The sequence below is a fragment of the Streptomyces sp. AB3(2024) genome, from assembly GCF_041862025.1.
Taxonomy (GTDB): Bacteria; Actinomycetota; Actinomycetes; order Streptomycetales; family Streptomycetaceae; genus Streptomyces.
This window is the reverse complement of record NZ_JBGWAB010000225.1, coordinates 1-7,328: the sequence shown is the minus strand read 5'-3', so window position 1 is coordinate 7,328 and position 7,328 is coordinate 1. Positions and strand designations below refer to the sequence as shown.

Genomic DNA, 7,328 nt, shown 5'->3' with positions numbered 1-7,328 from the left:
GCGACCGCCTGACTGGCGGCAGCCGCGGCGCCCTGGGCCGCGTCGGCGGCACGTGCGGCGGCGGCCGCGGCGCGGGCGGTGTCCCGACCGGCCTCCTCGGTCTCCCTGGCCGCGGTCTCGGCTGACTCCTTGGCCAGACGGGAGGCCTCGACCGCGCGTGCGGAGGCCTCCTTGGCGGCGTCCTTGGCGATCTGGGCCTGCCGGCCGGCCTGTTCGGCCTGGTCGGCCAGCTGGGAGATCGTGGCGCGTTCCTGGTCCCTGGCCAGCGCGATGAACTGTCCGACCGACAGGAACTCGGCGATGTCGGCGGGCGTGCCCCGAAGGGCGACCTTGGCGGCTTCCTTCATGGCCGGGCCGCCGGATGCGAGGAGCTGCATCACGCGGGCGCGGTCGTCGACCGCGGCGGCGTCGTACCGGCCCTGCTCGAGGAACCTCTTCACGTCGTTGGGGGTGCCCTGCAGTGCGGCGGTGGCCTGCTCCTTGACGCTCACCCCGCCGGTGGCGACGAGCTGGAACGCGTCGACCCGGCGGTCCTGCTCCAGAGGTGTCTGCCAGCCGTCCTTGAGGAAGGTGCGCAGCTCTTCCTGGGTGCCCTTCAGGGCTTTGGTGGCCGCTTCGCGTATCCCTGAGCCGCCGAGGCTGAAGATCTGGAGCGTGGAGACGCGTTCGTCGTGGTACTCCGCGAGGTCCGCCTCGACTGCGAGGAAGCGTTTGACGTCCTCGTCGGTGCCGGTCAGCGCCGTCTCGGCGGCTGCCTTCACGCCGGGGCCGCCCTCCAGCCAGAGGCTCACGACACGACTGCGGTCCGTCTCCGTCGGCGCACTCGGGCCGGGCCCGGGGTCCGTCGCGAACGCGGGAGCCGTGCCGAGCAGACCGGCCGTGAGAGCCACCGGGAGTAAGCCCGCACCTATTCGGCCGAGGATCGATAATCGGACTCTGCGGGACCGATTTCTCCCGGTGGTTCCAGGTACTCCCAGGGATCGGATGGGATGGTTCACAATCAATACCCCCAAATGGGACATCTGTGTTTTCGCCAGCAGATCACTCGAGCATTAGAAACGGAATTCGGCGTACGAATTCGGGAGGCATGGCTGAAAATCGATGGGGAAAGCGTTCTTGAACGATTCCATGAGCCTCCTAAAGCCAGAGATTGCTGGTACTTTACGCTGGCTCCATCGTCGTTCGACACCCCTTCCGGCATTGCGGAATCATCGTGATCCCGCCAGGATCGAAGGATCTGTCTTGATTAAATCCCGCACCCGCACGATTCTCATGGTCAGCGCCTGCGGAACTCTGCTGGCGTGCATCGGGCTCGTGTCCCTCTCGGCCGCACAGGCCACCACCGGAGCTACAGCGGCGGAGACGGACATGCCCACCGCTGTCGAAGACTTCCAGTACCCGGAGGCCGACCGGATCCTGACGGAACGCAAGATCACGTTGAAGCGGGGTGACGGACACATCCGGCTCAAGGAAGGCCCCGGCCACACGGTTCCGACCAGCTGCCAGGCGGCGAATGAGATTTTCGTCGAATCACGCCTCGACAAGCTCGGATACTGCTTCACCGTTTCCGGTACGACCGGCTACCTCACCATGGAACTGCCGGACGTCTACGGCATCTGGACGGAGGACCGCTCCGTCAGCGCCAAACTGGTCGCAGCCGGCCAGGAGACGCAGGTGAACATCGGCCCCAACTCGGTCGAACCGGTCGGCGAAAGCCTGCCCGGCGGAAAGCGATCCGTCCTCATCGAACTCCGCGTCACCGGATGAATTAAGGCCCACACGACCGCTGCCGCGCGGCACCGACACCGTGCAAAGCCATTCGACCGGAACGGCAACGATAAGGACAGCACCGCATGCTTCGCTTACGCTCACGCTCGGCGTGGATGACCGGGGCGGTCACCGCCGCTGCCCTCACCTGCCTCCTGCTGGCTGGCACGCCCGCACCCGCCCTCAGCGGTGACGCCGCGCCGGCCGGCTCCTACGCCTTCACCGCCAAGCTGGACATCGGCGACGGCAGACGTGCCTGCACCGGCGCCCTGATCGACCCGTACTGGATCGTCACCGCCGCATCCTGCTTCGCCGACAACCCCGCCCAGCCGACGACCGTCCCCGCCGAGCCGCCCGCGCTCAAGACCACCGCCACCATCGGACGCACCGACCTCACCACCACCACGGGCCAGGTCCGGGGCATCACCGAACTCATCCCCCGCACTGACCGCGACCTCGTCCTCGCCCGGCTCACCATTCCCGTCACCGACATCACCCCGCTCGCCGTCGCCACAACCGCCCCCACCGTCGGCGAGGAACTCCGGGTGACGGGTTACGGCCGCACCAGGACCGAGTGGGTACCCGACAAGCTCCACACCGCCCTATTCACTGTCGGTGGCGTAGACCCGGCCGGCCTCGGCATCACCGCGAAGGCTCCCGCGGACGCCGCCGTCTGCAAGGGCGACACCGGCGGCCCCGCCCTGCGACAGATCGGCGACCACTACGAACTCGCCGCCCTCAACAGCCGCTCCTGGCAGAACAACTGCCTCGGCGCCGCCGGGACCACCCGCACCGGCGCCTACGAGACCCGGGTCGACGACCTCGGGAGCTGGATCCAGCAGACCGAATCCGCCTGGGCCGCCACCGTCCGGTCCGGGAACCGCAACACCGTCTACAACCCGGACACCAGGACCGCCGAGATCTTCACACTGCGGACCGACGGCGCCATGATCCACGCCTACAACACCAACGGCGAAGGCTGGTCGGGCTGGCACCTCATCGACCCCGGAGCGCGGTTCGTCGGCGAGCCGACTGTTGTCCATAACCCGGTCACCAACACCCTCGAGGTCTTCGCCACCGGCACCGACGGGGCGATGTACCGGGCGACGTGGAGCCGGGCTACTGGCTGGGGCCCCTGGACCATGACGGGCGACTGGAAGTTCCGCGGCAACGCCTCCACGGTCTACAACCCCGACACCAGGACAGCGGAGGTCTTCGCTCTGCGGACCGACGGCGTCATGGCGCACCTCTACAACACCAACGGCGAGGGCTGGTCCGGCTGGTACGCGCTGGACCCCGGAGCGCGGTTCGCCGGTGAACCAGCTGTTGTCCACAATCCGATCACCAACAGCCTCGAGGTCTTCGCCACCGGCACCGACGCATCGATGTACCGGGCCACGTGGAGCCGGGCCACTGGCTGGGGCCCCTGGACCATGACGGGCGACTGGAAGTTCCGCGGCAACGCCTCCACGGTCTACAACCCCGACACCAGGACAGCGGAGGTCTTCGCTCTGCGGACCGACGGCGTCATGGCGCACCTCTACAACACCAACGGCGAGGGCTGGTCCGGCTGGTACGCCCTCAACCCCGGAGGCTCGTTCGTCGGCGTGCCGGCCGTCCTCCACAACCCGGTCACCAACAGCCTCGAGGTCTTCGCCACCGGCACCGACGCATCGATGTACCGGGCCACGTGGAGTCGCGCCACCGGCTGGACGCCCTGGACCATGACCGGCAACTGGAAGTTCACCAGCTCACCCGCCGCGGTCTACAACCCGGACACCCGAACAGCCGAGGTCTTCGGCCAGGGCACCGACGGCGTCATGGCCCACAACTACAACACCAACGGCGGAGGCTGGTCCGGCTGGTCCGTGGTCGGCCAGATCCCCGCGACAGGCTGACCGCACCGGTGATCCACCCGCCCGAGACACCAGCAGGTTCATGAACGGAGAAGTGCCACCTCATGCCTCGCATACGCTCACGCTCGGCGTGGATGACCGGGGCGGTCACCGCCGCTGCCCTCACCTGCCTCCTGCTGGCTGGCACGCCCGCACCCGCCCTCAGCGGTGACGCCGCGCCGGCCGGCTCCTACGCCTTCACCGCCAAGCTGGACATCGGCGACGGCAGACGTGCCTGCACCGGCGCCCTGATCGACCCGTTCTGGGTCATCACCGCCGCATCCTGCTTCGCCGATGACCCCTCCCAGCCGACAACCCTGCCCGTGGGTGCGCCCGCGCTCAGGACCACCGTCACCGTCGGTCGTACCGACCTCACCACCGCGGCGGGCCAGGTCCGGGACGTCGTCGAGCTGCTCCCCCGTTCCGACCGCGATCTGGTCATGGCACGTCTGGCCAACCCGGTCACCGATATCACCCCGCTCGCCATGTCCACCACCGCCCCTGTGGCTGGTGAGGAGCTCCGGGTGACGGGCTACGGCCGTACCAAAACCGAGTGGGTACCCGACCAACTTCACAGCGCCGCCTTCACCGTCGGCGCTATCGGGCCGACCGGCCTCGCCATCGCCGCCAAGTCCCCCACAGACGCCGCCGTCTGCAAGGGCGACACCGGAGGCCCCGCCCTGCGACAGGTCGGCGGCCACTACGAACTCGCCGCCCTCAACAGCCGATCCTGGCAGAACAACTGCCTCGGCGCCGCCGAAACCACCCACACCGGCGCCTACAACACCCGCACCGACGACCTCGGCACCTGGATCCAGCAGACCAGCGCCGTTGACTGGAAGACCCCACTCGTCAACACCAACAGCGGAAAGTGCCTGGAGATCGACAGCTCCCTCATGACCGATGGCGCCCGCGCCCAGCAGTGGACCTGCCACAGTCTGCCCACGGCCCGCTGGATCTTCCACTGGGCCGGCGACGGCTGGGAGGTTCGCAACTCCAACAGCGGCAAGGCTCTGGAGATCGAGGACTCCCTCGTGACCGAAGGCGCCAGCGCCCAACAGTGGACCTTCTATAACATCCCCACCCAGAAATGGGACCTCGTCAAAGCCGCTGGCGGCTACGTTCTGAAGAACCGAAACAGCGGGAAGGTCTTGGAGATCGACGACTCGCTCCCAACCGACGGCGCCCGCGCCCAGCAATGGACCTTCTACAACATCCCCACCCAGAAATGGTCCTTCTCGTACTGACCCCCGGAATCGTTCAGTGCAGCAGGTCTCTCCAGGGACGGGATCCCGCTCATGGTGTGGCGTGGGAGGTGCTGGTGGATAAGGACAGGTCTGGACGTCCGAGGAGTACGGTACGTCGCACGAGGGCCGGGTGGGGACGCTTCTGGAAGACGGAAGCACTCCCAAGCCGGTGCACTTCGACTCGAACTCCAGTGGCTTCGGCGGGGAGTTCAGCCACTTGTCCGTTCACGACGGCGCTACCTGCCCGAAGCGCCCCCAGCCGTCCTGGTCGAACTCCGCGTCACCGGCTGATCCCCGCGCTCCCGGCTCCAACCGGAGTCCTTCTGCGCCTCCGATAACTCCGCAGGCCGCCCAGCAGGGGCGCGCAACCGCTGAACTCCAGGGAAACCTATGTCCCGTAGTTCCATCCGGGCCGCGATCGCGTCCGGTCTTCTCTCTTGCGCGGTCGCCGTACCGCTGTTAACCGCGCCCGGCGCCTCGGCCGTGGCTGGCGGTTCCCCCGCCGGCGTCGGCGTCGACGGGTATTCCGCACGCCTGAGCATCGGCACGGGCGACAAGCAGCGCATCTGCTCCGGCACCCTCGTCGACGTCACCCTGGTCCTGACGGCCAAGAGTTGCTTCGACCGCGGCGCGGGCGTCGCGGCCGGCGCGCCCTCGGCGGAGAACGCCACCACGATCACCGTCGGCAAGGCCGACCTGGCCTCGCCTGGCGGCTACGTGAGCGACGTCGTCAAGCTCATTCCGCACGCCGACCGCGACCTGGTGCTGGCCAAACTAGCCCGACCGGCGTTCCAGGTGATACCCGCGACGATCGCCGGCACGGCCCCCACGGCCGGCGAGACCCTGCGGGTGGCCGGCTACGGCCGCACCGAGGACGCCTGGTTCCCCGGCACCCTGCACAACGCGGCGGTGACCGTCAAATCCATCAGCGGCGCCGAGGTCGGCATCGAGTCGGCGACCGCCGGCGCTTCCGCGGTCTGTAAGGGTGACGCCGGTGGCCCCACCCTGCGCGGCACCGGCGCCGCGGCCGAGCTGGTTGCCGTCAACAGCCGGTCCTGGCAGGGCGGTTGCCTCGGCACAAGCTCCGGCCGCACCGACGCGGTCAGCACCCGTGTCGACGGCCTCGCCGGATGGGTCAAGGGCGCCGTCGAACCGCTGGACCTCGGCTGGGACATCTGCGACACCTTCCCCCAGGGCGGACGCTCGCTGTGCGGACCGATCCTGGCCAAGTACATGACCCTCGGCGGACCGGCCGGCACCCTCGGCGCCCCCCTCACGGACACCACCGTCATCGGCATCGGCCGCTACGCGCACTTCGCCGGCAGTCCTGCGACCGGCGGAGCCGCGTCCGTCTACTGGTCGCCCACCACCGGCGCCCACTCCCTCTATGGACCGGCCCGCACCAAGTGGTCACAACTGGGCTGGGAGAACAGTTGGCTCGGCTATCCCACCGCCGACACCCAGGTCACGCTGACCGGAACCCGTACCGATTTCCGAAACGGCTTCGCCACCACGGTCAACAGCAACGCCAACCTCGCCGGTCTGCACACCTACAACGTCGGTGAGGTCGCGGTCACCGCAGGAGACTTCACCAGCGACGGCCGCGACGACGCCATAACCATCGACGCCGACGGCTACCTGTGGCTCCACCCCGGCCAGGCAAACGGAACCCTCGGCCAACCCGTCGCACTGTGGCAGGACGGCGCCTGGAAGGGCATCACCAAACTCGCCGCAGGCGACTTCACCGGCGACGGCAAGACCGACCTCGTGGCCATCTGGACCGACGGGCAGCTTGAGCTCTACCCCGGCAACGGCAACGCGACGTTCCAAGCCTCCGCACCGCTGTGGGCCGACTCCGGCTCCCCCAAGCTCTACAAGGACGCCAAGGAGATCTTCGCAGGCGACTTCACCGGCGACGGCAAGGCCGACCTCGGCGTCGTATGGGCCAGCGGGTCGCTGTGGCTGGCCCCCGGCAACAACACCGGCCGCCTCAACAACAACGGCCTGGCGCCTATCCACATGTGGCCCGAGGAAATCTGGGCCGGCGCCCGCAACGTCCTCGCCGGCGACTTCACCGGCGACGGCAAGACCGACATGGGAGTCATCTGGGGCGGCGGCTCCTTCTACATGCAACCCGGCGACGGCCAAGGCCACATCCAGGGCGGGCTGAACATGTGGCCCGACAACACGTGGAGCGGCGCACGCGACGTGGCGGGCGGCGACTTCGCCGGCGACGGCCAGGACGACGTCCTGTCCATCTGGCCCGACGGAACACTCCACCTGTACCCCAACCTCAAGCCCCTATAGGAATCCGCCAATCCGGATTCGGTGTGGGGGGGGGGGGGGGGGGGGGGGGGGGGGGGGGGGGGGGGCCCCGCCCGCTCGCGCGCCGCCCCCCACACCCTGTTGGGTTGGGGGG

General features: G+C 68.7%; 5 protein-coding genes. 4 read left to right on the top strand and 1 reads right to left on the bottom strand.

Annotation, left to right across the window (positions count from 1 at the left end):
- A partial coding sequence (locus ACEPPI_RS39085) for an ALF repeat-containing protein (RefSeq protein ID WP_373920011.1) occupies positions 1-791 on the bottom strand: 791 nt, incomplete at its 3' end.
- Between the two features lie 325 nt (positions 792-1,116).
- Between ACEPPI_RS39085 and ACEPPI_RS39080 the strand changes: the two genes are divergently transcribed.
- From ACEPPI_RS39080 to ACEPPI_RS39065, 4 genes are all read left to right on the top strand, one after another.
- On the top strand, positions 1,117-1,767 hold the full coding sequence (locus tag ACEPPI_RS39080; protein WP_373920010.1) for a hypothetical protein: 651 nt from the start codon (positions 1,117-1,119) through the stop codon (positions 1,765-1,767).
- 116 nt (positions 1,768-1,883) lie between these two features.
- Positions 1,884-3,665, top strand: a complete 1,782-nt coding sequence (locus ACEPPI_RS39075) for a trypsin-like serine protease (protein ID WP_373920009.1) — start codon at positions 1,884-1,886, stop codon at positions 3,663-3,665.
- 92 nt (positions 3,666-3,757) lie between these two features.
- On the top strand, positions 3,758-4,909 hold the full coding sequence (locus ACEPPI_RS39070) for an RICIN domain-containing protein (protein ID WP_373920008.1): 1,152 nt from the start codon (positions 3,758-3,760) through the stop codon (positions 4,907-4,909).
- Between the two features lie 390 nt (positions 4,910-5,299).
- Entirely contained in the window at positions 5,300-7,216 is a 1,917-nt protein-coding gene (locus ACEPPI_RS39065; protein ID WP_373920007.1) for an FG-GAP-like repeat-containing protein, read from the top strand.
- Positions 7,217-7,328 lie beyond the last annotated feature (112 nt).

What these genes read in the sequence shown, in the direction of transcription:
- ACEPPI_RS39070 (WP_373920008.1), top strand. Translation starts at nt 3,758, where the DNA reads ATGACCGGGGCGGTCACCGCCGCTGCCCTCACCTGCCTCCTGCTGGCT.
- ACEPPI_RS39065 (WP_373920007.1), top strand. Translation starts at nt 5,300, where the DNA reads ATGTCCCGTAGTTCCATCCGGGCCGCGATCGCGTCCGGTCTTCTCTCT.
- ACEPPI_RS39075 (WP_373920009.1), top strand. Translation starts at nt 1,884, where the DNA reads ATGACCGGGGCGGTCACCGCCGCTGCCCTCACCTGCCTCCTGCTGGCT.